The sequence below is a fragment of the Streptomyces sp. NPDC021356 genome, from assembly GCF_040641015.1.
Taxonomy (GTDB): domain Bacteria; phylum Actinomycetota; class Actinomycetes; order Streptomycetales; family Streptomycetaceae; genus Streptomyces.
In genome coordinates, this window is the sequence record NZ_JBFACU010000028.1 from 1 (window position 1) to 23,491 (window position 23,491).

Sequence of the window (23,491 nt, forward strand, 5' to 3'; positions counted from 1 at the left end):
GGGCCGAGTGGGCAGCCGCGTCCCGCATGGCGGACGGCCGACTCATGACAGTGGCCGGGGTGGAGCACGCCCAGCTCGACGGCAACGGCCTCATCGCCGACCTGCGCAATGAGTTCACCCGTCTTCCCGGCTAAGACGTAGTCTCAGTCGGTGAGTCGGGCTCCTCAAGGGCTCACCGAAGATCGAACCTGAACAACCAATAGACAATCCGAACGCTCCGATCACCCGCGCCTCGACACGACGACCCTGTGCGCAGGGGGGCAGCGGCTGCGGGCTCCGTCGACTTCTCGCTGTCGCCATGGGTGGAGTCCGCGCAGTTCGTCGGAACGTCCATGACCAGCAGGGCCCGGGAGCGACGGCAGGTGCGGCGGGCATGACAACGGAGAGGTGCAAACACGTGAGTGCCAGAGGCGTCATCGACGAGACCGGAACAGGACGGGTCGGTCCCGAAGAGCCGTCGGTTCCCGCGCCGGACAGGATCGAGGGGGGTGTCTCGGGGGAGCGGCTGGTGCTGTTCACCGACGCGGTGACCGCGATCTCCATCACCCTGCTGATCCTGCCGCTGGTGGACCTCGTCCCAGAAGCCGCGTCCGCCCACGAGGGCGCCAGCGAGGTGATCACCGGTCACCTCGACCAGGTCTGGAGCTTCCTGCTCAGCTTCGCGGTCGTCGCGAACATCTGGCGGGAGCACCACCGGGCCTTCTCGACGGTCATCAAGGCCACCCGCTCCCTGACGGTGTGGAACATGGGGTGGCTGCTGTCGGTCGTCGTGCTCCCGCTCCCGACGGAGATGATCGGCGCCTTCGGCCGCGACCGGTTCGTGGCGGCGTTCTACTACGCGGTGCTCCTGGTCGGCATGGTGTGCCGACTGGCCATGTTGAAGATCCTCAAGGGCAACCCGGCCATGGTCGAGGGGGACGGCGAAGAGACCCGCCGGAGGACCGCGCACCTGTACACCGACAGTTACATCAACGTCATCGCCGTGGTCGTCGCGTTCGCCATCGCCCTCGCCGTACCGGTGCTGCAGTACTGGAGCCTTCTGCTGCTGATCCTGCCGGGGCGGGTGCGCCTCACGGGCCGGCGCCGCTCGCGCTGACCACTGGAACGGCCGGTGCCCCGGTACCCGTCTGAGCCCTGAGGGCATCTGCCCCGCGCTCGGGGATCGACGGGCGTGGGCGGGCGAGCCGGAATGCGGTTCAGCCGCCGGCGGCCAGGGCCCGCAGTCGGTCCAACGTCTCGCGAATGACGTCTTGCAAGTCGTGATCCTCGGTAGCGGTGACCCATCGCGAGAAGGCGACGCGGAACACCGCGATGCCGGTCTCGGCGGCCAGGCCGGCCTCGATGTCGCCGATGCCTCGCTGTCGCAACCTGTCGGCCAGGGCGGCCGACAGGGAGGTGAGCTTGATCAACTCGCGTTCGCGGAGATCGGCGTTGGCCATGATCACGGCCTGTCGCTTCCGGGCGAGCTCACGGTCGCCACCCACCGTCCGGGCCACGGTTTCGAGTACGGCCGCGACAGCATCCAGCGCCGACGTCGTGGTCGGCAACTCCTCAAGAGCAGCCAGCGACTTCTCTTCCAGGGCTGAGGAACCGTCGAAGAGGACCTCGCGTTTGTCGGCGAAATACCGGAAGAACGTGCGAGCGGTGACGCCCGCCCGCTCAGCGATGTCCGCCACCATCGTCTGCTCGAAGCCGCGCTCCAGATAGAGCGACAGCGCGGCCTCGCGCAGCCGGTCACCGGCCCCAGGCTTCCACCGTCCCATGCCGAGAGTGTAGGTGATGACACCTCGTGACACCCCGCTCCGCCCGCCGTGATGTCACTCGGTGACATCGCCGTGGTAGAGTCATGTCAGCTGATGACATCACTCGTGGAGGCATCGATGAAGCGCATCCAGTACCACCAGTACGGCGGACCCGAAGTCATGCGTCTGGAGGATTTCGAGCCGACTCGTCCTGGTTCCGGCGAGGTTCTGGTCCGCGTGCGGGCAGCCGCGGCCAATCCGATGGACTGGGGTATCCGCAGCGGCGCCATGAAGATGGTGACCGGGCGGAAGTTCCCGCGCGCCCTGGGCTACGACTTCGCGGGCGTCATCGAGGCGGTCGGCGAGGGCGTCACTCGGCTCGCCGTCGGCGACGAAGTGCTCGGCGGGGCGTCGATCAAGGCATCGGGAGCTTTCGCCGAGATGGTCCTGGCCGCGGAAAAAGGGGTTGTGAAGAAGCCCGCGGAGCTCTCCTTCGAGGAGGCCGCCGCCATCCCGACCGTTGGCCTCACCGCACTCCAAGCCGTGGTCAAGAAGGGCAAGCTGCAGCCCGGGCAATCGGTCTTCATCAACGGCTGCCTCGGTGGAGTCGGCCGAGCCGGCGCCCAGATCGCGCTGGCGCACGGCGCCTCGGTGGGAGGCAGCTGCCGCGCCACCGCCACGCGAGACGCGCGCGACCTCGGCCTCGATCCGATCGTCGAATTCGACTTCGACCCGACGACGCTCAGCGGCCGATTCGACCTCGTCGTCGACACTGCCGACACGCTCCGGGCCGACGCAGCGAAGAAGATGCTGAAGCCAGGCGGACGCATCGTCAGCATCCACCCCACCCCCGCGAACCTCGCAAAGAGCGCACTGCCGGGCCCGTACAACGTCCTGATCACCAGACCCGTCACGGAGGACCTCGGGGAGGTCGCGCGCGCCGCAGGACGCGGCACACTGCGGGTGCCGATCGCCCGCACGGTGCCACTCGCGGAAGCGATCGCGGCACTCACAGAGCTCGAACGCAACGGCACGCCCAAGGGCGGCAAGCTCGTCATCACGACCGAATAACCGCAGGGGCATCGGCGTCACCTCCCCAGGCGTCACCTCCCCATGCCCGGCCGACCGTTCACGGCCGCCGGCTCCTGCTCGACCGTCTCCGGGCCGGACGTTCCGTCGCCCACATCGCTGACGAGACGGGCATCTCCCGGGCTACGGCCCACAAGTGGGTTTCGGCACCGGCGAGCCGAGGGCGATGCGGGCCTGTGCGACCGCACGAGCCGGCCCCGAGCCACTCCACACGGCACACCCGCCCACGTGGAGGAACGGATCTGCGCGCAGCGACGCGAGCAGATCTCCCGCACATCCGAGTGGTCGTTGCAGCACACTCCTCCGCCCCACGGCCTGGACCGCTGGGCCATCCCCCTTCGCTTCCCGGGAACACGCAAAGGAACGCATCATGTCCGCACCTGCAGCTCTGATCACCGGCGGAACCAGCGGCATCGGCAAAGCGACCGCTGAACTGCTCCACACCCGCGGATACCGCGTCATGGTCACCGGCCTCGACACTCTCGCCCCCACCGGGCTTCCCGAAGACATCACAGTCGTGCGGGCCGACGCACGGTCCCTGCCGGACATCGACCAGGCAATGGACCGGGCACGCCGCCAGTTCGGCTCCCTCGATTTGCTCTTCCTCAACGCGGGCATCTCACGCCCCGGCCCGATCGAAGCAACCGACGAAGACGCCTTCGACGCCTTGTTCGACGTCAACGTCAAGGGCAACTTCTTCACCCTGCAAAAGGCCCTCCCGCTCCTCAGCGAGGGCGCCTCCATCGTGTTCACCGTGGGCGCCGGCGAAGGGATGGGGGCCGCCATGACAGCCGCCAAGGGCGCCCTGCTGCCTCTCGTGCGGTCCCTCGCGCTCGAACTCGCCCCCCGTCGCATCCGTGTCAACGCCATCAGCCCAGGAGTGATCGACACCCCCGCCTACAGCAGGATGGGCATCTCCCGGGAAACGATCGACTCCTGGGGGCAGGGCATCCCGCTCGGACGCGTCGGCGCTGCCGCCGACATCGCCGAAGCCGTGGCCTTCCTCGCCTCGGACGCCGCCGGCTACATCACCGGCGACAACCTCACCGTCTCCGGCGGCATCGGCATTCACACCCGTCCCTGACGCGCACCCCCTCACCCGGCTCCGACCAGGAACCCGGTACGACGAACGAGCCCCCCACCACCAAGCCCTGGTCGCCCTCGCCGGCCTACGGCTTCGGCTGCCATGACCCCGGACACGACCAAGCTAGGCCCCGGCAGCCGCGTCCGGGGGCACGCGCCCCGCGGCGGGCCGCTCCCGCCACAGCCGCAGTCCCACGTCGACCAGGCCGACCCGCTGGAGTTCCGGCACCGCGTCCAGGTCGTGCCAGGCGGCCATGTCCGTCGAACCGCCGGTCTCGTGGCGCAGGTCGCCGCCGGTGACCTGCGCCTCGTAGACGATGCGCAGCCCGTGGAAGTCGGCGTGGCTGCCCAGCGGCCTCGGGTAGGTGCGCCGGATGGAGTCGACGCCGAGCAGGGCGACCGGCTCGACGGCGTAGCCGGTCTCCTCCTCGGCCTCGCGGATCACGGTGTCGTAGGGGTCCTCGCCGTGTTCCATGCCGCCGCCGGGCAGCGTCCACCGGCGTGCGCCGTCCCGCGCGACCCAGCGGGCCAGCAGCATCCGCCCGTCCCGCACACACACGGCGTAGGCCGCCACCCGCAACTCCTCACGCATGGAGAGACGTTACGGCAGCGCGGGGGCGGCCGGGGGCGCTTCGGGCGCGCGCGGGGGCGGCGGCCGTGCCTCCGCGGACCGTCAAGAGGAGGTACGCCGACGGGCATGTGGCCGGCCGGCGGCGGGCACCCTTCGAACGCGGGTCGCCACCAGGCGCGTTCACCCCTTCGCGACATGCGCCCAATAGTGGGGGTTCGGGGTCATGTGTGCCCCGTGGCGCATGGCGGGATCACGCCATGCGTCCATCCCGCCTCGGTCAACTCCTCCCAAACTTTGTCCTCTTGAGTAAAGCTGAGCGATCGTCCGGCTCCGAATTCCGGACGACTGCGATCACTTTCGGTCGCACCCCGCCTGGTTCTCCACCGACAAGGGATGCCGATGACCTCTGATTCCCCCCGCGCCCCGGGCGCGAGACGCCTGGCCCGCATCGCCGCGGCCACCGGCGTGGTGGCCGCGCTCTGCGCGGCCGGACCGCTGCCCCTGGCCGCCGCCCAGGACGGCCCCGCCCCCGCCGACCCGTCCGTCAGGTCGGCGAGCGCCAAACTCGGCGCGGACGACGCCGACCTGCTCGCCACGGCCAAGGCCGACGGCGCCAAGAACGTCACGATGATGATCGCGACCGCGCCGGGCCAGACCGAGCAGGTCACCCGGCAGCTGGACGCGGTCAGGGGCGGCTCGGTCGGCCGCACCCACGACAAGCTCGGCTACGTCCGCGCCACCGTGCCGACCGCCGCGGCCGACTCGGTGATCGCCGCGGCCGAGAAGCTGTCCACGGTGCACGCCATCGACCTGCGCCAGGAGATACCGCTCGACGACCCGGCCCCGGGCACCGCCAAGGACGCGCAGGGCAAGAACGGCAAGAGCGACAGCGCCTCCTACCCCGCGCCCGGCAAGAACACGCCCGCCGCGAACCCGTACAACCCGTCCTTCGAGACGGGCGCCGTCGACTTCGTGCGCGGCGACGCGAAGGCGGACGGCCGGGGCGTCACCATCGGCATCCTCGACTCCGGCGTGGACCTCGGCCACCCGGCCCTGCAGCGCACCACCACCGGCGAGCGCAAGATCGTCGACTGGGTGACCGCGACCGACCCGATCATCGACGGCGACGCCACCTGGCGCCCGATGGTGAACGCGGTCTCCGGGCCCACCTTCAGCTACGGCGGCCAGAGCTGGAAGGCCCCGGCGGGCTCGTACCAGATCAGCACCTTCAAGGAGTCCGCGACCGCGGGCGGCGACGCCAAGGGCGACGCGAACCGCGACGGCGACACCACCGACTCCTGGGGCCTGCTGTACGACCCGGCGGCCGGCACGGTCCGCGTCGACCTGAACAACAACAACGACTTCACCGACGACACGCCGATGAAGCCGTACAAGGACGGCTTCCAGGTCGGCTGGTTCGGCACCGACGACCCGAAGACGGACGTGGTCGAGCGGCAGCCCTTCGTCGTGCAGATCCGCAAGGACGTGCCGATGGACCCCTACGGCGGGTCCTGGATGGGCAAGAAGGCCGACTTCGTCAACATCGGCGTCATCGAGTCCGAGCACGGCACGCACGTCGCCGGCATCACCGCCGCCAACGGCCTGTTCGGCGGGAAGATGAACGGCGCGGCCCCCGGCGCCAAGATCGTCTCCTCGCGTGCCTGCACCTGGAGCGGCGGCTGCACCAACGTGGCGCTCACCGAGGGCATGATCGACCTCGTCGCCGACCGCGGCGTCGACATCGTCAACATGTCCATCGGCGGCCTGCCGGCCCTCAACGACGGCAACAACGCGCGCGCCGAGCTGTACACCCGTCTGATCGACACCTACGGCGTCCAGCTCGTCATCTCCGCGGGCAACTCCGGCCCCGGCGCCAACACCATCGGCGACCCCGGCCTGGCCGACAAGGTCATCTCGGTCGGCGCCGGCATCTCCAAGGAGACCTGGGCCGCGAACTACGGCTCCGGCGTGCGGGCCCGGTACGCGATGATGCCGTTCTCCTCGCGCGGCCCACGTGAGGACGGCGGCTTCACGCCCACGCTGGTCGCGCCCGGCGCGGCGATCAACACCACCCAGACCTGGCTGCCGGGCTCCCCGGTCGCCGAGGCGGGCTACTCCCTGCCGGCCGGCTACTCGATGCTCCAGGGCACCTCGATGGCCTCCCCGCAGGCCACCGGCGCCTCCGCCCTGCTGCTGAGCGCCGCCAAGCAGCGGCACATCGACCTCACCCCGGCGAAGCTGCGCACCGCGCTCACCTCGACCGCCCACCACATCCCGGGCGCCCAGGCCTACGAGGAGGGCGCCGGCCGCATCGACGTCGTGGACGCCTGGAAGGCGATCCGCCACGGTGCCGACGCCCACGAGTACACGGTCCGGGCCCCGGTCGACACGGCGATCGACTACGCCCTGAAGACCCCCGGCTCCGGCACCGGCCTCTACGACCGCGAGGGCGGTCTGAAGGCCGGCCAGAAGAAGACCTACGACGTCACCGTCACGCGTACCTCCGGCCCGGACCGGGCGGTGTGGCACACGCTGCGCATCGCGAACAACGCCGAGCACACCTTCCGGATCGTCGGCTCGCCCCTCGTGCGGCTGCCGCTGAACGAGCCGGTGACCGTCAAGGTGCAGGCCGCTCCCCGTTCGGCGGGTCTGAAGAGCGCGATCCTGGAGGTCGACGACCCCTTCACCACCGGCGTCGACCGGCAGATCCTCACCACCGTCGTGGTCGCGGACCCGGTCCGGTACACCTACTCCGACACGTCCTCGGTGGAGCGCAACAGCACGCGCTCCTACTTCCTGACCGTGCCCGAGGGCGCGAAGTCGCTGGAGGTGGCGATCGGCGGGCTGAAGGACAAGAGCCAGACCCGCTTCATCGCCGTCCACCCCTACGGCGTCCCGGTCGACAACACCTCGACCCCGTACTGCTACAGCAACTACCTCGACGGCAACGGCTGCAAGCCCGACGTCCGCTCCTACGCCGACCCGCAGCCGGGCGTGTGGGAGGTCGAGGTCGAGGCGCGCCGCACCTCGCCGCTGCTCGACAACCCGTACCGGCTGGACGTCTCCGTGCTGGGCGCGGCCTTCGACCCGCAGACCGTGACCGTGCCCGAGGCGAAGGCCGGCACGCCGGTCGCCGCCTCCTGGAAGGTCACGAACACCCACGCCGCCCTGGACGGCCGGCTGACCGGCGGCCCCCTCGGCTCCGCCAAGTCGGACCGCCCCACCGTGAAGGGCGGGGAGAAGCAGACCACGACCGTGACCGTCCCCGAGGGCGCCCAGTCGCTCGACGTCGCCATCGGCGGTGTCTCCGACAAGTCCGCCGACCTGGACCTGGTCGTCTACGACGCGAGCGGCAAGGAGGTCGCGAAGTCCGCGGACGGCGACTCCGAGGAGTCGGTGTCGATCACGTCGCCGGCCGCCGGCACGTACACCGTGGAGGTCGCCGCGTACTCGGTGCCGTCCGGTTCGACGGCCTACGACTACCGGGACGTGTTCTTCTCCGCCGCGCTCGGCACGGTGGCGGTGGACGGGTCGGCCCCGGTGAAGCTGGGCACGGGCGCCTCGGCGACGGTGACCGGCCAGGTCACCGCCGCGGCCCAGGCACCGCAGGGACGTGAGTTCTTCGGGCAGGTGCAGTTGGTGAACGCGCGGGGCACCGTCGCGGGCACCGGCAGCGTGAAGATCGGCAAGGTCCTGCCGTAGCCGGCGGCACCGGCCGGAGGCTGCCGTAGCCCACCGGCACCGGTCACAGGGCGGGCGTCCGTGCGTGCGGGCGCCCGCCCTTCGCCGTCCCCGGCCGTCCCAGGCCGCCCGGGCCGTGCCGGGCCGTGCCGGGCCGTGCCGGGCCGTGCCGCTGTGCGGCGCGTCGGCGCCCGTGCCGTTGCGTATGTCACATCGTCGTATACGACCGGGGCGGCCGGGCAGGCACGGATCAGCACAGCTTGCGGTCCGCACCCCAGGACGGGCGAATTTCTGCAGCTCACCCGGGGTGCGCGCCGCAGAACCGCAACCGCGCGGCGGCCGGACCCGTCCCTTTCGGCGGGACGTTCCCCGGCACGCGGCGCAAAGAACTGGACACCTGGGCCGGGGTCGGCCGCATGATGGAAAGGCCGCGGCCGGGCGACACGCACGGCACACGCACGTACAGCAGACGCCAAGGGAGACACCGTGAGGGTCGGAATCGTCGGAGCCACCGGTCAGGTCGGCACGGTCATGCGCAGGATCCTCACGGAACGCGACTTCCCCGTCACCGCACTGCGCCTGTTCGCCTCGGCCCGCTCGGCCGGGACGGTCCTGGACGGCGTCACGGTGGAGGACGCGGCGACGGCCGACTACGCCGGCCTGGACATCGTGCTGTTCTCGGCGGGCGGCGCGACCTCGAAGGCGCTGGCCGAAAAGGTCGCCTCGCAGGGCGCCGTGGTGATCGACAACTCCTCGGCCTGGCGCCGCGACCCGGACGTGCCGCTGGTGGTGTCCGAGGTGAACCCGCACGCGATCCTCGACCGCCCCAAGGGCATCATCGCCAACCCGAACTGCACGACGATGGCCGCGATGCCGGTCCTCAAGCCGCTGCACGCGGAGGCGGGCCTCGAAGCGCTGGTCGTCGCCACCTACCAGGCGGTGTCCGGCTCCGGTCTCGCGGGCGTCGCCGAGCTGCACGGCCAGACCCAGAAGGTCGTCGCGGACGCCGACCGGCTCACCCACGACGGCGCGGCCGTGGACTTCCCCGAGCCGGCCGTCTACAAGCGCCCCATCGCCTTCAACGTGCTCCCCTTCGCCGGCAACCTCGTCGACGACGGCCTGAACGAGACCGACGAGGAGCACAAGCTCCGCAACGAGTCCCGCAAGATCCTGGAGATCCCCGGGCTGAAGGTCTCCGGCACCTGCGTGCGCGTCCCGGTCTTCTCCGGGCACTCCCTCCAGATCAACGCCCGTTTCGCGCGTCCGCTCAGCGTGGAGCGCGCCACGGAGCTGCTGGCCGCCGCCCCGGGCGTCGTCCTCTCCGACATCCCGACCCCCCTCCAGGCCGCCGGGCAGGACCCGTCCTACGTCGGCCGCATCCGCCGCGACGAGACGGCGGACAACGGCCTGGCCCTGTTCGTCTCCAACGACAACCTGCGCAAGGGCGCGGCCCTGAACGCGGTGCAGATCGCGGAACTGGTGGCGGCCGAGCTGAAGGGCTGACCGCCCGCCGACCGCCGCTCGCCCCGGCGGTCAGGGCCTGCGCACCTCGTATCAGGGCCTGCGCACCTCGTAGAGGAAGCAGCCGTACTCGACGGCCCGGACGTGGACCAGTGCCACGGCCGGGTCGTCGAACGCTTCCGCGAGGGCGGCGTCGAAGTGCGCGGCGCCGGCCTCCACCAGCCGCCCGCCCAGGATGTGCCCCCCGGCCGAATAGCGCCGCACCACGCGGTGGGCGCCGGTGAAGGCGAGGCCCGCGCCCTGCGGTCCCGCGCACTCCCGCGCGTGGACGAAGACGGGCCCCTGCTCGTCGTACGCCCCGGGCGCGGCGCCCGTCCCGGCCGCCCAGCGCCGCAGCGGCGCGTAGGAGACCAGCGCGATCTGCTCGCCGGGCTCACTCTTGCGCAGGCAGCAGCGCAGCGGCGCGCCGCCCTCCTCGTCGGTGAACGGCTCCGCCGGGCGTCCGGCGTCGTCCCGCTCCCGCAGGTCCGCCAGCACGGCGGGGTCGATGGCGCGGGCGCCGAGGCCCGTCTTCTCTCGCGTTTCCTCCGCTGTCGTCATGGCTCAAGGCTCGCGTGTTCGAACGCCGTCCACCGGCGGAAATCGGTCGTCGCGTCGGGCGCGGGTCGCATGGAAGGATGACGCAATCCACACATCACGAGGAGATGACCGCGTGCCTGGCACAAACCTGACTCGCGAAGAGGCGCAGCAGCGGGCGAAGCTGCTCACCGTTGACTCGTACGAGATCGATCTCGACCTCTCCGGCGCTCAGGGTGGGGGTACCTCCCGCTCGGACGAAGTCGAGAGCGGCGGAGGTACCTACCGGTCCGTGACCACGGTGCGCTTCGACGTCGCCGAGGACGGCGCCGAGTCCTTCATCGACCTGATCGCCCCGGCCGTGCACGAGGTGACCCTCAACGGCGACGCGCTGGAGCCGGCGGAGGTCTTCGCGGACTCCCGGATCGCGCTCCCCGGCCTGCTCAAGGGCCGCAACGTCCTGCGCGTCGTCGCCGACTGCGCCTACACCAACACCGGCGAGGGCCTGCACCGCTTCGTCGACCCGGTCGACGACCAGGTCTACCTGTACACGCAGTTCGAGGTGCCGGACGCCCGCCGGGTCTTCGCCTCCTTCGAGCAGCCGGACCTGAAGGCCACCTTCCAGTTCACCGTGAAGGCGCCCGAGGGCTGGACCGTCGTGTCCAACTCGCCCACCCCCGAACCCCAGGACGACGTCTGGGTGTTCGAGCCGACGCCGCGCATCTCGACGTACATCACCGCGCTGATCGTCGGCCCGTACCACGCCGTGCACAGCGTGTACGAGAAGGACGGGCAGTCGGTGCCGCTCGGCATCTACTGCCGGCCCTCGCTCGCCGAGTTCCTCGACGCGGACGCGATCTTCGAGGTCACCCGGCAGGGCTTCGACTGGTTCCAGGAGAAGTTCGACTACGCCTACCCGTTCGCCAAGTACGACCAGCTGTTCGTGCCCGAGTTCAACGCGGGCGCGATGGAGAACGCGGGCGCGGTGACCATCCGCGACCAGTACGTCTTCCGGTCCAAGGTGACCGACGCGGCGTACGAGGTGCGCGCGGAGACGATCCTGCACGAGCTGGCCCACATGTGGTTCGGCGACCTGGTCACCATGGAGTGGTGGAACGACCTGTGGCTGAACGAGTCGTTCGCCACCTACACCTCCATCGCCTGCCAGGCGCACGCCCCCGGCTCGCGCTGGCCGCACTCGTGGACGACCTTCGCCAACTCCATGAAGACGTGGGCCTACCGGCAGGACCAGCTGCCCTCCACCCACCCGATCATGGCGGAGATCAACGACCTGGACGACGTCCTCGTCAACTTCGACGGCATCACCTACGCCAAGGGCGCCAGCGTCCTCAAGCAGCTGGTGGCCTACGTCGGCATGGACGAGTTCTTCCGGGGCGTGCAGGCGTACTTCAAGCGGCACGCCTACGGCAACACGCGCCTGTCCGACCTGCTCGGGGCGCTGGAGGAGACCTCCGGGCGCGATCTGAAGACCTGGTCGAAGAAGTGGCTGGAGACGGCCGGCATCAACATCCTGCGGCCCGAGATCGAGACGGACGCCGCGGGTGTCATCACCTCCTTCGCGGTCCGCCAGGAGGCCCCCGCCCTCCCGGCGGGCGCCAAGGGCGAGCCGGTGCTGCGCCCGCACCGCATCGCGATCGGCCTGTACGACCTCGACGAGGCGAGCGGCAAGCTGGTGCGCGCCGAGGACGGCCGGATCGAGCTGGACGTGGACGGCGAGCTGACCGCCGTACCGCAGCTGGCCGGCCGGCACCGCCCGGCGGTCGTGCTGCTCAACGACGACGACCTCTCCTACGCCAAGGTCCGCCTGGACGAGCAGTCGCTGGCGTTCGTCACCGAGCACCTGGGCGACTTCGCGTCCTCGCTGCCGCGCGCCCTGTGCTGGGCGTCGGCCTGGGACATGACCCGCGACGGCGAACTGGCCACCCGCGACTACCTGTCGCTGGTGCTGTCCGGGATCGGCAAGGAGTCCGACATCGGCGTGGTGCAGTCGCTGCACCGCCAGGTGAAGCTCGCCGTCGACCTGTACGCCGACCCGTCCGCCCGCGACGCCCTGCTCACCCGGTGGACCGACGCCACGCTGGCGCACCTGCGCGCCGCCGAGGCCGGCAGCGACCACCAGCTGGCGTGGGCGCGCGCCTTCGCGGCGACGGCCCGCACCCCCGAGCAGCTCGACCTGCTGAACGCCCTGCTGGAGGGCACGCAGACGATCGAGGGCCTGGCTGTCGACACGGAGCTGCGCTGGGCGTTCGTGCAGCGGCTCGCGGCGGTGGGCCGGTTCGACGAGGCGGAGATCGCCGGCGAGTACGAGCGGGACAAGACCGCCGCCGGTGAGCGGCACGCGGCCACCGCCCGCGCCGCCCGGCCGACCGAGGAGGCCAAGGCGGAGGCCTGGGCGTCGGTCGTCGACTCCGACAAGCTCCCGAACGCCGTCCAGGAGGCGGTCATCGCGGGCTTCGTCCAGACCGACCAGCGCGAGCTGCTGGCGCCGTACACCGAGCGGTACTTCGAGGTGCTCAAGGACACCTGGGACTCCCGCTCCCACGAGATGGCCCAGCAGATCGCGGTCGGCCTGTACCCGGCGGTCCAGGTCACCGAGGACACGCTGCGCCGCACCGACGAGTGGCTGGCCTCCGCCGCGCCGGGCGCGGCCCTGCGCCGGCTGGTCTCCGAGTCGCGGGCGGGCGTCGAACGCTCCCTGAAGGCCCAGGCGGCGGACGCGGCGGCGAAGTAGCGGCAGCGCGGTCGGGGCGCTGCGCGCGACAGGAGCGGTACGCGCGGTACGGCCTCTCGGGGGCGCCTGGTTTCGGCTGGGCGCCCCCGTGGTCGTACGGGTGTGGTCAGGTGAACCGCTCCTGGCCGGACAGGTCGGGCACGTCGGACAAGTGGGACAGGTCGGCGGCCACCGTGCGCAGGGCCGCCAGGACCCTCTTCGGCGCGGGCGCGTCCCGCGCTCCCTTGCGTACGGCCGCGACCACGTGCCGGTGCGGGCGGTCCGTGCCCAGGGCACGCATCACCACGCCGTCCCGGCGCACGGCCGCCATGCGCGGCACGAGCGCCACGCCCATCCCCGCTTCCACCATCGCCAGGATCGCCGTCCACCCGGCCGCCGAGTGCCCCTGGTACGGGCTGAACCCGGCCGCCTCGCACGCCGTACGCGTGATGTCCGACCAGGGGCCGCTGCCGCCGAAGATCCACGGCTCCGCCGCGAGGTCGGCGAGGCGCACCTCCCGCGCCGGGGCCAGCCGGTGGTCCGGCGGGAGGGCGAGGTCGAGCGGGTCGGCGAGCAGCGGCACCCGGGTGAAGCGCGGGTCCACCGCGGTCGGCGCGTGCGCGGCCAGCGACAGCGCGAGGTCTACCTCGCCGGCGGCCAGCAGGTCGTACGCCTCGCCCGCCTCCGTCTCCCGCACCCGCACGGTCACCCCCGGATGCGTTGCGCGCAGCGCCCGCGCCGCCGGTACGACCAGGGCGGGCACGGCGGTCGAGAAGGCCCCGACGCGCACCTCGCCGGCCTCGCCGCGCGCGTACGCCGACAGCTCGGCGTCCGCGCGCTCCAACTGTTCGAAGACCGCCTCCGCGTGACGGAGCACGAGCCGGGCCGCGTCCGTGAGCCGCACCCGCCGCCCCTGCGCCTCCAGCAGCGGGACCCCGAGCTGTGCGGCGAGGTTGGTCAGCTGCTGGGAGACGGCGGACGGGGTCATGTGCAGCGCCTCGGCCGTCGCGGTCACGGTCCCCCGCTCCCCCAGCGTCCGCAGGATGCGCAGCTTCCGGATCTCCCACTCGGCCATGGCGGCAACCTATACGGCGCCGCCGGCGCACTACCGCCGGACCGTGGCGCCGAACGCCACCCCGCCCAGGATCAGTGCCATGCACAGCGCCTGCAGCGGGCCGACCGCCTCGCCGAGCAGCGCCCAGGAGAGCAGGGCGACGCAGACCGGCTGGAGGTAGTAGACGACTCCGGCGCGGGTCGGTCCGACGAGGGAGATCGCCTTGTTCCAGGCGAAGAAGGCGACGGCGGAGGACAGCACACCGACGTAGAGCAGGGGCAGGACCGTGCCGGGCCTGGGGTCGAAGCCGCCCTGGACGGCGAGGCTGATCCCCTGGGCGGGCAGCAGCATGACGGTGCCGAACAGGAACGTGGTGAACAGGAAGGCGGTGCCCTCCAGTTCGGCGGGGCGGCGGCGCAGCAGGGCGCTGTAGGAACCGAAGGAGCAGGCCGCGGCGATCATCCACAGGTCGCCGGAGGAGAACGACGCCGCCCCCGCGCCGCCGATGAGCAGCACCACGCCCGCGCAGGCGATCAGCAGGCCCGTGACCCGGCGCGCGCCGAGGCGTACGCCGCCCGCCCGTTCGAGGACCGCCATCAGCACCGGGGAGGCGGCCATGATCATGCCCATGTTGGCGGCCGGGGTCGTCAGTCCGGCCTGGTTGACCAGCGTGTTGTAGACGGCGACACCGAGCAGCGAAGCCAGCAGCACGTAGCGCAGGTGGCGGCGGATCAGCTCCCGCTGCCGCCAGGCCGCGCGGGCGCCGAAGGGGGCCACGGCGACGAGCGCCACCACCCAGCGCCAGAAAGCGTGCTGCACCGGCGGCACGCTGTCGTGCAGCGCGCGGGAGGTGACGAAGCTGCCCGCCCAGACCACGGTGGCGAGGGCGGCGAGGGCGAGCCCGAGAACGGCGGGCCTCGGGGCCCGGAGGTCGGGGGCCGCTGTAGGTGTGGGTGTGGGTGTGGGTGTGGGTGTGGGTGTGGTCTGGCTCAGGGCTCGGGCCACGTGGGTCCTCTCGCTGTGCGGGGGCAGGGACGACCCCACCGTGACAGCGGCCACCTGTCAGGTCCATCGAATCTTTTCGAGCATTCCTTTCAGCAGATCTGAAAGGAGGTCGGGAAGGAGGGCTGAAAGGAGGACTGAAAGGAGGTCGGGAAGGAGGGGGAGGGCTGAAAGAAGGCTCGGGGGTTCTTGCCGGTCTCTGCCGGTCAGCCCACGTGGGCGGCGAGCGCCGCCTCGATCGCGGCCGGGTCGGCCGTGTCCGCCGCCCAGGCCACGTAGCCGTCGGGCCGTACCAGCAGGGCCGTACGGCGTCCGCTCGCCCAGCGGGCGGCGGTCAGCCGGCCGGCGCGGTCCTCCCCCACCTGGTGGGCGTCCGGCGTGAGGAGGACGAACCGGCCGCCGCGCAGGGCCTCGTGGAGCCGGCCGCCCCCGGCGAGCGACACGTCCGGGACCCGGAGTCCGACGAGGCGGTGGGAGCCGCGCGGCGCGCGGTACCGGAAGGCGATCCCGGTGACCTGACCCGCGACCAGGCGGCGGGCGGGGGCGACGGCACCGAGAACGGTGACGAGCGCGGCGCGCAGCGCCAGGGTCCAGGGGCGCCCGGCCATGGCGAGGCGCACGATGCCACCGCTGCTGCGCAGCACGGCCCTGCCCACCGGATGGCGTTCGGCCTGGTAGGTGTCCAGGAGCGATTCGGGGGCGTGGCCGGTGACGACCTGGGCGAGCTTCCAGCTCAGGTTGGCCGCGTCCTGCAGGCCGGTGTTCATGCCCTGGCCGCCGGCGGGGCTGTGCACGTGGGCGGCGTCCCCGGCGAGGAGGACCCGGCCGACGCGGTAGGCGGGCGCCTGGCGTTCGTCGCTGTGGAAGCGGGACGTCCAGCGGGCGTCGTGCATGCCGAAGTCGCGGCCCAGGGCGAGCCGGGTGATCTCCTTGACCTCGTCGAGCCCGACGGGTGTGTCCTCGGGCACGTCACGGTCGCGGCGCCAGCAGATGACCCGGTGGTAGCCGTCGCCGAACGGCGCGAGGAAGGCGAACGCGTCCCCGACCGCGTTGACGGTCAGCAGCGTCTCGGGTGGCTCGGCCAGCCGTACGTCCGCCAGGATGAGGGAACGGATCACCGACCGCCCCGGGAACGGCAGCCCGACCGCCGCCCGCACCGCGCTGCGCATCCCGTCCGCCCCGACCACGTACGCCGCCCGCAGCGCCTCGGCCCGCCCGTCGGCGCCCCGCACGTCCACCGTCACGCCGTCCGCGTCCTGGGACAGCCCGGTCACCTCGGTCTCGTGGCGGAAGTCCACGCCGTTGTCGGCCGCACGCCGCTCCAGCACCTTCTCCACCTCGTACTGCGGCAGGACGAGGACGTGCCGGAAGCGGGAGGGCAGGCGGGTGAGGTCGATGGCGAGCCGTCCGAAGAGTTCCAGCCGGTCCAGGGGGCGGCCGAGGGCCTCCAGGCCGTCGGCGAGACCGCGCGCGTCGAACTGTTCGAGGGTCCGGGCGTGCAGGACGAAGGCGCGGGAGAGGTTGCTGATCCGGTGCGGACGCTTCTCGACGAGGGTGACGGGGACACCGGCGGCGGCGAGGTCACCGGCGAGCAGGAGCCCGGTGGGGCCGGCGCCGACGACGATCACGGGGGTGGTGGTCATGAGGGCCTCCTCGAAGGCTGCGCGCGGGCCAACAGTTGTTGGCCAACGCCCCACTGCCAACGTAGACCCGACGGCGGGAGCGCGTCAACGGTTGTTGGCCCACGAGCGTTGGCATACACCTGTTGGCGCAGCTGCGGCGGCTGGGCGCCACCGTTGACCTGTGGGCGTTAGCCCACAGGCGGTGACCCACAGGCGGTGACCCACAGGCGGTGACCCACAGGCGGTGGCCCACAGGCGGTGGCCCACAGGCGGTGGCCAACGCGCGTGGGCAACGTGCGTGGCCAACGCGCGTGGGCAACACCTGTGGGCGCACCTCCGTCGCCCCACGGCCGTTGGCCCATACTCGTTGGCCCACACCCGTTGGCCCAACACCCGTTGGCACACGTGCGTTGGCACACGTTCGTTGGCCCGCCACGGCCCTCGTCAGCCCGGTTTCGTCCACGCCCGTAGGCCCACGCCCGTAGGCACATGATTGTTGGCCCACAGTCGTTGACCTACGCTTGTTGGCATGCCACGCCAAGCCTCGCCCGACACCACCGGCGCGCCCGTCGGCGCCTCCACCGGCGCGCCCGCCCGCTCCCCCGCCGCCGCGCCCGCGCCCGGCCGCCGTTCCGACGCCACCCGCGCCGCCATCCTCACCGCCGCGCGGACGCGGTTCGCGACGGACGGGTACGAACGGGCGACCATCCGGGCGATCGCCAAGGACGCGCGGATCGACCCGTCGATGGTCATGCGCTACTACGGCAACAAGGAGAGCCTGTTCGCGGCGGCCGTCTCCATCGACCTGCGGCTCCCGGACGCCTCCGCGCTGCCCCGCGACGAGGTCGGCCGCGCGCTCGTCTCCCACTTCCTGGCGTTGTGGGAGGAGAACGGCGAACTGACGGCGATCCTGCGGGTCGGGGTCACCAACGCCGCCGGGGCCGAGCGGATGCAGCGGGTGTTCCGGGAACAGTTGCTGCCGGTCGCGCGGGCGGTGTGCCCGGACCCGGAACAGGTGCCCGCGCGGGCCGCCCTGTGCGCGTCGCAGTTGCTCGGCCTGGCCCTCACCCGGTACGTCCTGCGGCTTCCGGCGGCCGTCGCCCTGGCACGCGAGGAGGTGCTGGCCTGGCTGGCGCCCACCGTGCAGCGGTACCTGACGGCGCCCAGCCCCTGACGGCCACCGGGGCGCCGAGGCCGCCGAGCCCGACGAAGCCCGACGAAGCCGTTGGGCTCGACGAAGCCACCGAAGCCGCCGAGGCCTGCGGCGGACAACGCACGGAGGGCGCCCGTCCTGCCCGCGTACGGCGATGCGTGCGCGGGCAGGACGGGCGCCCTCCGGGGGAGTTCTCCGGACGGACGGACCGTGGCCGGGCGGGGCGTCAGGCCTTGACGTCCACGTTCCGGCTGGTGCTCTGCTGCTTGTGGGACTTGTCCAGGACCATGACCAGACCCGCGATGATCACGAACAGGGCGAGCGGGATGCCGACGAAGAGCCCCAGCGTCTCGGCGACGCCGATACCCTTGCCGGGGTCGTCACCGTCGTCGCGGGTCACCGCGAGCGCGGGGGACGACATGAGCAGCATCATCAGCGTCGTACCGGCCGCCAGGCTGCCGGCGCGCAGGGCGTTCTTCTTGTCCACGGTGCAAAAGTAGCGAACGCCGGAACGAGGCGCGCGTCCGGGGTGCCGTATGAGGCGCATGCGCCGTCCGCACGCCCCCGCGCTCATCCCTCCGTCCCCGCCGTACCGGGCGCTGCCCCGCGTGTCGTCCCGGCGCGCAGCACGTCCGTCAGCGCGTGCAGGCGGGGCGCGGCGGCCAGGTCCTCCAGCGACACGGGCCGGCCCGCGGCGTCGGCGACGGGCAGTCGCCAGTTCGGGTACTCGTACCAGGTGCCGGGGAGGTTCTGCGGGCGACGGTCGCCGACGGCGTCGGGAAGCCAGAGACCGACCATGCGGGCGGGTGTGCGCAGCAGGAAACGGTGGACGGCCCGGATCCCGGCCTCGATACGGGCCTCAGCGCCGACCCCGTCGCCGGCCTCCACACCGGCGCCGTCACCGGCCTCCGAACCGGCGCCGGCACCGCCCTGGTCCCCGGCCCCGTCACCGGCCGCCTCGCCCGCTCGGACGCCCGCCCCGTCACCGGCCTGCTCCCCGCCCCCGGCCTGCTCCCCGTCCTCGCCGGGCTCCTGGAGCAGGCCCAGGGTGCCCAGCAGCGTCAGCCACTCCTCCGCGTCGGCGGCGGCCTCCGCGCGCTCCTCCGCCAGCGGGCGGGTGAGCAGACCGAGGCGGTGGCGCAGTGCGACGTGCTCGCCGGTGAGGCGGGCCGCGGTGGGCGGCAGGTCGTGGGTGGTGGCGGTGGCCAGGCAGTCGGCGCGCCACCGTTCGGGCGGCAGGGGGCGGCCGTCACCGTCCCAGTCCCGTTCGAACCAGAGCACCGACGTGCCGAGCACGCCGCGCCGGTCCAGGGTCTCGCGCACCCCGGGCTCGACGGTGCCGAGGTCCTCCCCGATCACCGCGGCGCCCGCCCGGGAGGCCTCCAGCACCAGGACCGCGAGCATGGCCTCGGCGTCGTAGCGGACGTACGTGCCCTCCGTGGGCGGGCGGCCCTGCGGAACCCACCACAGCCGGAACAGGCCCATGACGTGGTCGATGCGCAGGGCGCCCGCGGAGCGGAACAGGGCGCGCAGCAGGCGGCGGAACGGGGCGTACCCGGAGGCGGCGAGGCGGTCGGGGCGCCATGGCGGGAGGCCCCAGTCCTGGCCGCGGGCGTTGAAGGCGTCCGGTGGCGCGCCGATGGACATGCCGGCGGCGAAGTGGTCCTGCTGGGCCCAGGCGTCGGCGCCGCCGGGGTGCACGCCGACGGCGAGGTCGTGCACGATGCCGACCGGCATGCCCGCCTCGCGGGCGGTGCGCTGGGCGGCGGTGAGCTGCTCGTCGGTGAGCCAGGCGAGGCGGGCGTGGAAGTCGACGCGGTCGGACAGTTCGGCGCGGGCGCGGGCGGTCTCGGCCGAACGCGGGTCCCTGAGCCCCTCGGGCCACCGGCTCCAGTCCGGGCCGTGCACCTCGGCCAGCGCGCACCAGGTGGCGTGGTCCTCCAGTGCCTGGCCCTCGCGGTCGCGGAAGGCGGCGTAGGCGGCGGTGCGGCCGGGGCCGAGCGGCACCCGGTGCAGCACTTCCAGCGCCTGGCGTTTGAGGTCCCACACGGCGTCCCGGTCGATCAGGGCGCCCTTGTCGAGGACGTCGGCGCGCAGCCGCGCGGCCCGTTCCCGCAGGGCCCGCAGCCGTTCCCGGCCCGCGTCTTCGGCGGCGTAGGGGAACTCGGGGACGTCCTCCACCCGCAGGTGCACGGGGTCGGGGAAGCGGCGGGACGAGGGGCGGTAGGGCGAGGGGTCGGTGGGGGCGCCGGGCACGGCCGCGTGCAACGGGTTGACCTGCACGAACCCGGCTCCCAGGGTTCGCCCGGCCCAGCCGCTCAGCTCGGTGAGGTCGCCCAGGTCGCCCATGCCCCAGGAGCGGTGGGAGAGCAGGGAGTAGAGCTGGACGAGGAGCCCGTACGAGCGTCCGGGCGGGGTGGGGAGGCGGGGCGGGGCGACGATCAGGTGGGCTTCGCCGCTGCGGCCGTCGGGGGCGGTGGCGGTCAGGCGGTGCACGCCGGGCGGGAGGCCTTCGGCGGTGGCGCGCGTCTCGCCCGCCTCGGTCTCGACGCGGAGCCGGGTGCCGGGCGGCAGCGCCGCCAGGGCTTGCGGGGGGCCGGCGTCGCTCCAGTGGACGACGGTGGGGGGCAGCAGCCGTTCCCGCAGTTCGCGCTCGCGGGCGGTGAGCGCGGCGCGGGTCGCCCCGGCGGTGTCTGCGTCGACGTCCAGGGCGGCCAGGGCCGCGACGACGGCGGCGGCCGAGGCGGCCACCGTCCGCCCTGGTGAGGGGCTGTAGGAGGTGGCGACGCCGTGCAGCGCCGCGAGCCGGGTGAGGTCGTCTTCCCCGGGGGGCTCGGCCGGCCGTGGCGCGGTCATCTACCGCTCCGCGCCGCAGGGGTCGGGGTCGGCGGTGGACTCGCTGGTCAGCGGCGCGGCCTCGGCGAAGGGCGGTTCGCTGGTCAGCGGTTCGGCGTCGGGCAGCGGCGGCTCGCTGGTCAGCGGCGCCTCCGCGTAGGGGGCCTCGGAGGTGAAGACGTCGGTGTGCGCGGCGTCGGGCGTGTGCGGGACGTCGAAGGGGAGGTCGTCCAGGTGGGGTGCGTCCGGGCGGGGGTCGGCGGGCGGCCGGTGTTCCAGGGCCGGGCCCGCCCCGGGTTTGGGCAGGGCGGTCTCCGGCCCTTCCGTATCGGAGAGCGCTGCGTCGGAGAGAGCTGCGTCGGAGAGCGCTGTGTCGGACAGGGCCGTGTCGGTCAGGGCCGAGAGCAGAAGGTGCGCCGGTGCGGTCACGGGGGTCTCCTTGTCGGGTGCGGCATCGAGCGGATTACCGCAGCCCTACCCAGTGCGCGCGACGGCAGACGCACGGGAACGAACTACGTGCTCCTGGTCACTTTCCGCTCTCTCCAGGTTGCGCTACGCAGGGACCGGCGGCCACTTCCGCCCCGGCATTCGGAGGACGGCGAGGCGGGACCCCCCGACCGTTCGGAGGACGGCCGGGGCGGGACCGGCCGCCGAGGCGGACCCCGGCCCACCCGTCCTCCGCCTGTGCGAAGGCCCGGACCGTCAGGCGGAGATGCCGTCGATCCGGGCCAGGGCGTCGTCCGCGCCGTACGGCTGCAAGTAGGGCAGCCAGCGCGGGTCCCTGTGTCCGGTGCCGATGATGCGCCAGGCCAGACCGGTGGGCGGAGCCGGCTTGTGGTGCAGCCGCCAGCCCAGTTCGACGAGGTGCCGGTCGGCCTTGACGTGGTTGCAGCGGCGGCAGGAGGCCACCACGTTGTCCCAGGCGTGCTGGCCGCCGCGGGAGCGCGGGACGACGTGGTCGACGCTGGTGGCGACGCCGCCGCAGTACATGCACCGGCCCCCGTCCCGCGCGAACAGCGCCCTTCGGGTCAGTGGAACGGGCCCCCGGTAGGGAACCCGTACGAATCGCTTGAGCCGGACCACGCTGGGTGCGGGGACGGTGACGGTCGCGCTGTGCAGATGGGCGCCGGACTCCTCCAGGCAGACCGCCTTGTTCTCCAGCACGAGGACGAGCGCGCGGCGGAGCGGTACGACGCCGAGGGGCTCGTACGACGCGTTGAGGACCAGGACATGCGGCACGGGGGCCTCCTTGTACGCCGGCGGCGCGTGGCTCGCGCCGGGACGATCTGCAGTCAGTCTCCCCTCAGGCCTGGTGGACGCGCCACCATGTCCCGGTAACGGGCTGGGAGTGTTTTCGACCACACCTCATACATCCCCCGGTTCCGGGCCGGCCCACACGGCCTGCTCAGAGCGGGATGCGCGCGTTGCGCGCGGAGCCCTCCCCGGAACTTCCCGGGAACCCGCACACCGTGCCCCGTTAGTGTGGTTGCCCTGCCCGTCCGGTGACCTCTTCGTGACCCAGACGATATCGACCAGACGATGTCCACCGCCGCGTTCGGATCGCGGCGCCGACGGGCGGACGCACCTGGAGGTACCTGCCGTGTCCTTGTCCGCCGTCCTGTCGGCCGCCGCCGGTCCGTCGCCGTCGCCCACGGAGACGCCGTCCGTTTCGGTCCCCACGCTCCAGGATGCCCAGGAGAGCGCGAACCAGGCGGCGAGCTGGGTCGAGCAGAACTGGTCCACGTGGCTGGCGATCGGCATGCGGGTCGTGCTGATCCTCGTCATAGCGAGTGTGCTGCGCGTGGTGGTCCGGCGGGCGATCACCAAGCTGATCGAACGGATGAACCGCACCGCGCAGCAGGGGGCCGGCACGACCCTCGGCGGGCTGCTGGTCAACGCGGAGCGGCGCAGGCAGCGTTCAGCGGCGATCGGCTCGGTGCTGCGTTCGGTGGCGAGCTTCCTGATCATGGGTACGGCCGCCCTGATGGTGCTGTCCGCGTTCCAGATCAACCTGGCCCCGCTGCTGGCGTCCGCCGGTGTGGCCGGTGTGGCGGTCGGTTTCGGCGCCCGGAACCTGGTCACGGACTTCCTCTCCGGTGTCTTCATGATCCTGGAGGACCAGTACGGCGTCGGGGACACGATCGACGCGGGCGTCGCCTCCGGCGAGGTGATCGAGGTCGGTCTGCGCGTGACCAAGCTGCGCGGCGACAACGGTGAGATCTGGTACGTCCGCAACGGCGAGGTCAAGCGCATCGGCAACCTGTCCCAGGGCTGGGCGACGGCGGGCGTGGACGTGACCGTCAAGGCGGGCGAGGACCTGGACCGGCTCAAGGAGACGCTGACCGCTGTCGCGGAGAAGATGGGCAAGGAGGAGCCCTGGAACGAGCTGCTCTGGAGCCCGATCGAGGTGCTGGGCCTGGACAGCGTGCTGATCGACTCGATGGTGGTGCGGGTCTCGGCCAAGACGATGCCGGGCAAGTCGACGGCCGTCGAGCGCGAGCTGCGCTGGCGCATCAAGCGCGCCTTCGACGAGGCCGACATCCGCATCGTGGGCGGCGCGACGGCCCTGCCGGAGGAGGAGTCGGCCGCCGACCCGATGGCCGCGGTCGCCGCCCCGTCGGTGCACTCCGACCCGGGCTCTTCGGAAACCAGGGCGGCGACACCGATACCGCCGCAGCAGCCGACCGGTAAGTAGGGGGCGCGGGCGGGGGTTGCGGGCGGGCGGCGCGGAAGCCGTGGGCCGCCCCTCCCCCGCTCCCGCCCCCCGCCCGCCCCTGCGCCTGCGCCTGCCACTGCCCTGCGCCTGCGCCTGCACCGCAGATAACGACTCCGTTGCCTCCCGTCCGTCCACCCTTGACGCCCCCTTCGTCGCGGGCTTAGGTTCCTGCCAC

General features: G+C 72.6%; 18 protein-coding genes and 1 pseudogene. 9 read left to right on the plus strand and 10 right to left on the minus strand.

The genetic code is table 11. The features are described from left to right. Nucleotides 1-397: 397 nt before the first annotated feature. On the plus strand, nt 398-1,096 hold the full coding sequence (locus AB0G56_RS30215; protein WP_360975313.1) for a TMEM175 family protein: 699 nt from the start codon (nt 398-400) through the stop codon (nt 1,094-1,096). 100 nt (nt 1,097-1,196) lie between these two features. Here AB0G56_RS30215 and AB0G56_RS30220 read toward each other — a convergent pair whose 3' ends face one another. Further along, complete coding sequence (locus AB0G56_RS30220; RefSeq protein ID WP_360975316.1) at nt 1,197-1,763, minus strand: TetR family transcriptional regulator; 567 nt, start codon at nt 1,761-1,763, stop codon at nt 1,197-1,199. 117 nt (nt 1,764-1,880) lie between these two features. Here AB0G56_RS30220 and AB0G56_RS30225 point away from each other — a divergent pair, with 117 nt between their 5' ends. The 3 genes and pseudogenes from AB0G56_RS30225 (at nt 1,881) to AB0G56_RS30235 (ending at nt 3,915) form a co-directional block, all read left to right on the plus strand. Continuing rightward, nucleotides 1,881-2,813: an NADP-dependent oxidoreductase gene (locus tag AB0G56_RS30225; RefSeq protein WP_360975319.1), complete on the plus strand. Its 933-nt coding sequence runs from the start codon at nt 1,881-1,883 to the stop codon at nt 2,811-2,813. After that, nucleotides 2,810-3,095, plus strand: a pseudogene (locus tag AB0G56_RS30230) (leucine zipper domain-containing protein); the annotation flags it as partial. The gene AB0G56_RS30225 and the pseudogene AB0G56_RS30230, both read left to right, overlap by 4 nt. 106 nt (nt 3,096-3,201) lie before the next feature. Beyond that, nucleotides 3,202-3,915 carry an SDR family oxidoreductase gene (locus AB0G56_RS30235; RefSeq protein ID WP_360975322.1) on the plus strand — a complete coding sequence of 238 codons (714 nt, stop codon included), beginning with the start codon at nt 3,202-3,204 and terminating at the stop codon, nt 3,913-3,915. A 123-nt stretch (nt 3,916-4,038) separates the two neighbouring features. Here the strand turns inward: AB0G56_RS30235 and AB0G56_RS30240 are convergent, their stop codons facing one another. Continuing rightward, nucleotides 4,039-4,506: an NUDIX hydrolase gene (locus AB0G56_RS30240; protein ID WP_360975325.1), complete on the minus strand. Its 468-nt coding sequence runs from the start codon at nt 4,504-4,506 to the stop codon at nt 4,039-4,041. 378 nt (nt 4,507-4,884) lie between these two features. Here AB0G56_RS30240 and AB0G56_RS30245 point away from each other — a divergent pair, with 378 nt between their 5' ends. Next, nucleotides 4,885-8,187, plus strand: a complete 3,303-nt coding sequence (locus AB0G56_RS30245; RefSeq protein WP_360975328.1) for a S8 family serine peptidase — start codon at nt 4,885-4,887, stop codon at nt 8,185-8,187. A gap of 465 nt (nt 8,188-8,652) precedes the next feature. Next, nucleotides 8,653-9,669: an aspartate-semialdehyde dehydrogenase gene (locus AB0G56_RS30250; protein WP_360975331.1), complete on the plus strand. Its 1,017-nt coding sequence runs from the start codon at nt 8,653-8,655 to the stop codon at nt 9,667-9,669. 51 nt (nt 9,670-9,720) lie between these two features. On the opposite strand, the gene AB0G56_RS30255 is transcribed toward AB0G56_RS30250, so the two are convergent. Beyond that, nucleotides 9,721-10,227, minus strand: coding sequence for a DUF1203 domain-containing protein (locus tag AB0G56_RS30255; RefSeq protein ID WP_360975334.1), 507 nt, complete (start codon nt 10,225-10,227; stop codon nt 9,721-9,723). Between the two features lie 112 nt (nt 10,228-10,339). Here AB0G56_RS30255 and pepN point away from each other — a divergent pair, with 112 nt between their 5' ends. Then, complete coding sequence (pepN, locus tag AB0G56_RS30260; RefSeq protein WP_360975337.1) at nt 10,340-12,955, plus strand: aminopeptidase N; 2,616 nt, start codon at nt 10,340-10,342, stop codon at nt 12,953-12,955. 106 nt (nt 12,956-13,061) lie between these two features. Here pepN and AB0G56_RS30265 read toward each other — a convergent pair whose 3' ends face one another. The 3 genes from AB0G56_RS30265 to AB0G56_RS30275 form a co-directional block, all read right to left on the minus strand. Further along, complete coding sequence (locus tag AB0G56_RS30265; protein WP_360975340.1) at nt 13,062-14,009, minus strand: LysR substrate-binding domain-containing protein; 948 nt, start codon at nt 14,007-14,009, stop codon at nt 13,062-13,064. A gap of 30 nt (nt 14,010-14,039) precedes the next feature. Further along, nucleotides 14,040-15,047, minus strand: a complete 1,008-nt coding sequence (locus AB0G56_RS30270; protein ID WP_360975343.1) for a DMT family transporter — start codon at nt 15,045-15,047, stop codon at nt 14,040-14,042. A 149-nt stretch (nt 15,048-15,196) separates the two neighbouring features. Continuing rightward, nucleotides 15,197-16,633: an FAD-dependent monooxygenase gene (locus AB0G56_RS30275; protein ID WP_360975346.1), complete on the minus strand. Its 1,437-nt coding sequence runs from the start codon at nt 16,631-16,633 to the stop codon at nt 15,197-15,199. Between the two features lie 508 nt (nt 16,634-17,141). Here AB0G56_RS30275 and AB0G56_RS30280 point away from each other — a divergent pair. Then, nucleotides 17,142-17,786 (plus strand): TetR family transcriptional regulator, encoded by a 645-nt coding sequence (locus tag AB0G56_RS30280; protein WP_360975349.1) that lies wholly within the window; start codon nt 17,142-17,144, stop codon nt 17,784-17,786. Nucleotides 17,787-17,991: 205 nt separating this feature from the next. On the opposite strand, the gene AB0G56_RS30285 is transcribed toward AB0G56_RS30280, so the two are convergent. The 4 genes from AB0G56_RS30285 to AB0G56_RS30300 form a co-directional block, all read right to left on the minus strand. After that, the gene (locus tag AB0G56_RS30285) at nt 17,992-18,252 is read right to left on the minus strand and encodes a hypothetical protein (RefSeq protein WP_360975351.1); all 261 of its coding nucleotides are present in this window, start codon (nt 18,250-18,252) and stop codon (nt 17,992-17,994) included. Nucleotides 18,253-18,335: 83 nt separating this feature from the next. Then, nucleotides 18,336-20,621 carry a 4-alpha-glucanotransferase gene (gene malQ, locus AB0G56_RS30290; RefSeq protein WP_360975354.1) on the minus strand — a complete coding sequence of 762 codons (2,286 nt, stop codon included), beginning with the start codon at nt 20,619-20,621 and terminating at the stop codon, nt 18,336-18,338. Then, a complete protein-coding gene (locus AB0G56_RS30295; RefSeq protein ID WP_360975551.1) occupies nt 20,622-20,834 on the minus strand; it encodes a hypothetical protein in 213 nt (70 codons plus the stop codon). Between the two features lie 468 nt (nt 20,835-21,302). Beyond that, entirely contained in the window at nt 21,303-21,839 is a 537-nt protein-coding gene (locus AB0G56_RS30300) for an HNH endonuclease (protein WP_360975357.1), read from the minus strand. A 361-nt stretch (nt 21,840-22,200) separates the two neighbouring features. On the opposite strand from AB0G56_RS30300, the gene AB0G56_RS30305 reads away from it, so the two are divergent. After that, the gene (locus AB0G56_RS30305; protein ID WP_360975361.1) at nt 22,201-23,295 is read left to right on the plus strand and encodes a mechanosensitive ion channel family protein; all 1,095 of its coding nucleotides are present in this window, start codon (nt 22,201-22,203) and stop codon (nt 23,293-23,295) included. Nucleotides 23,296-23,491: the final 196 nt, after the last annotated feature.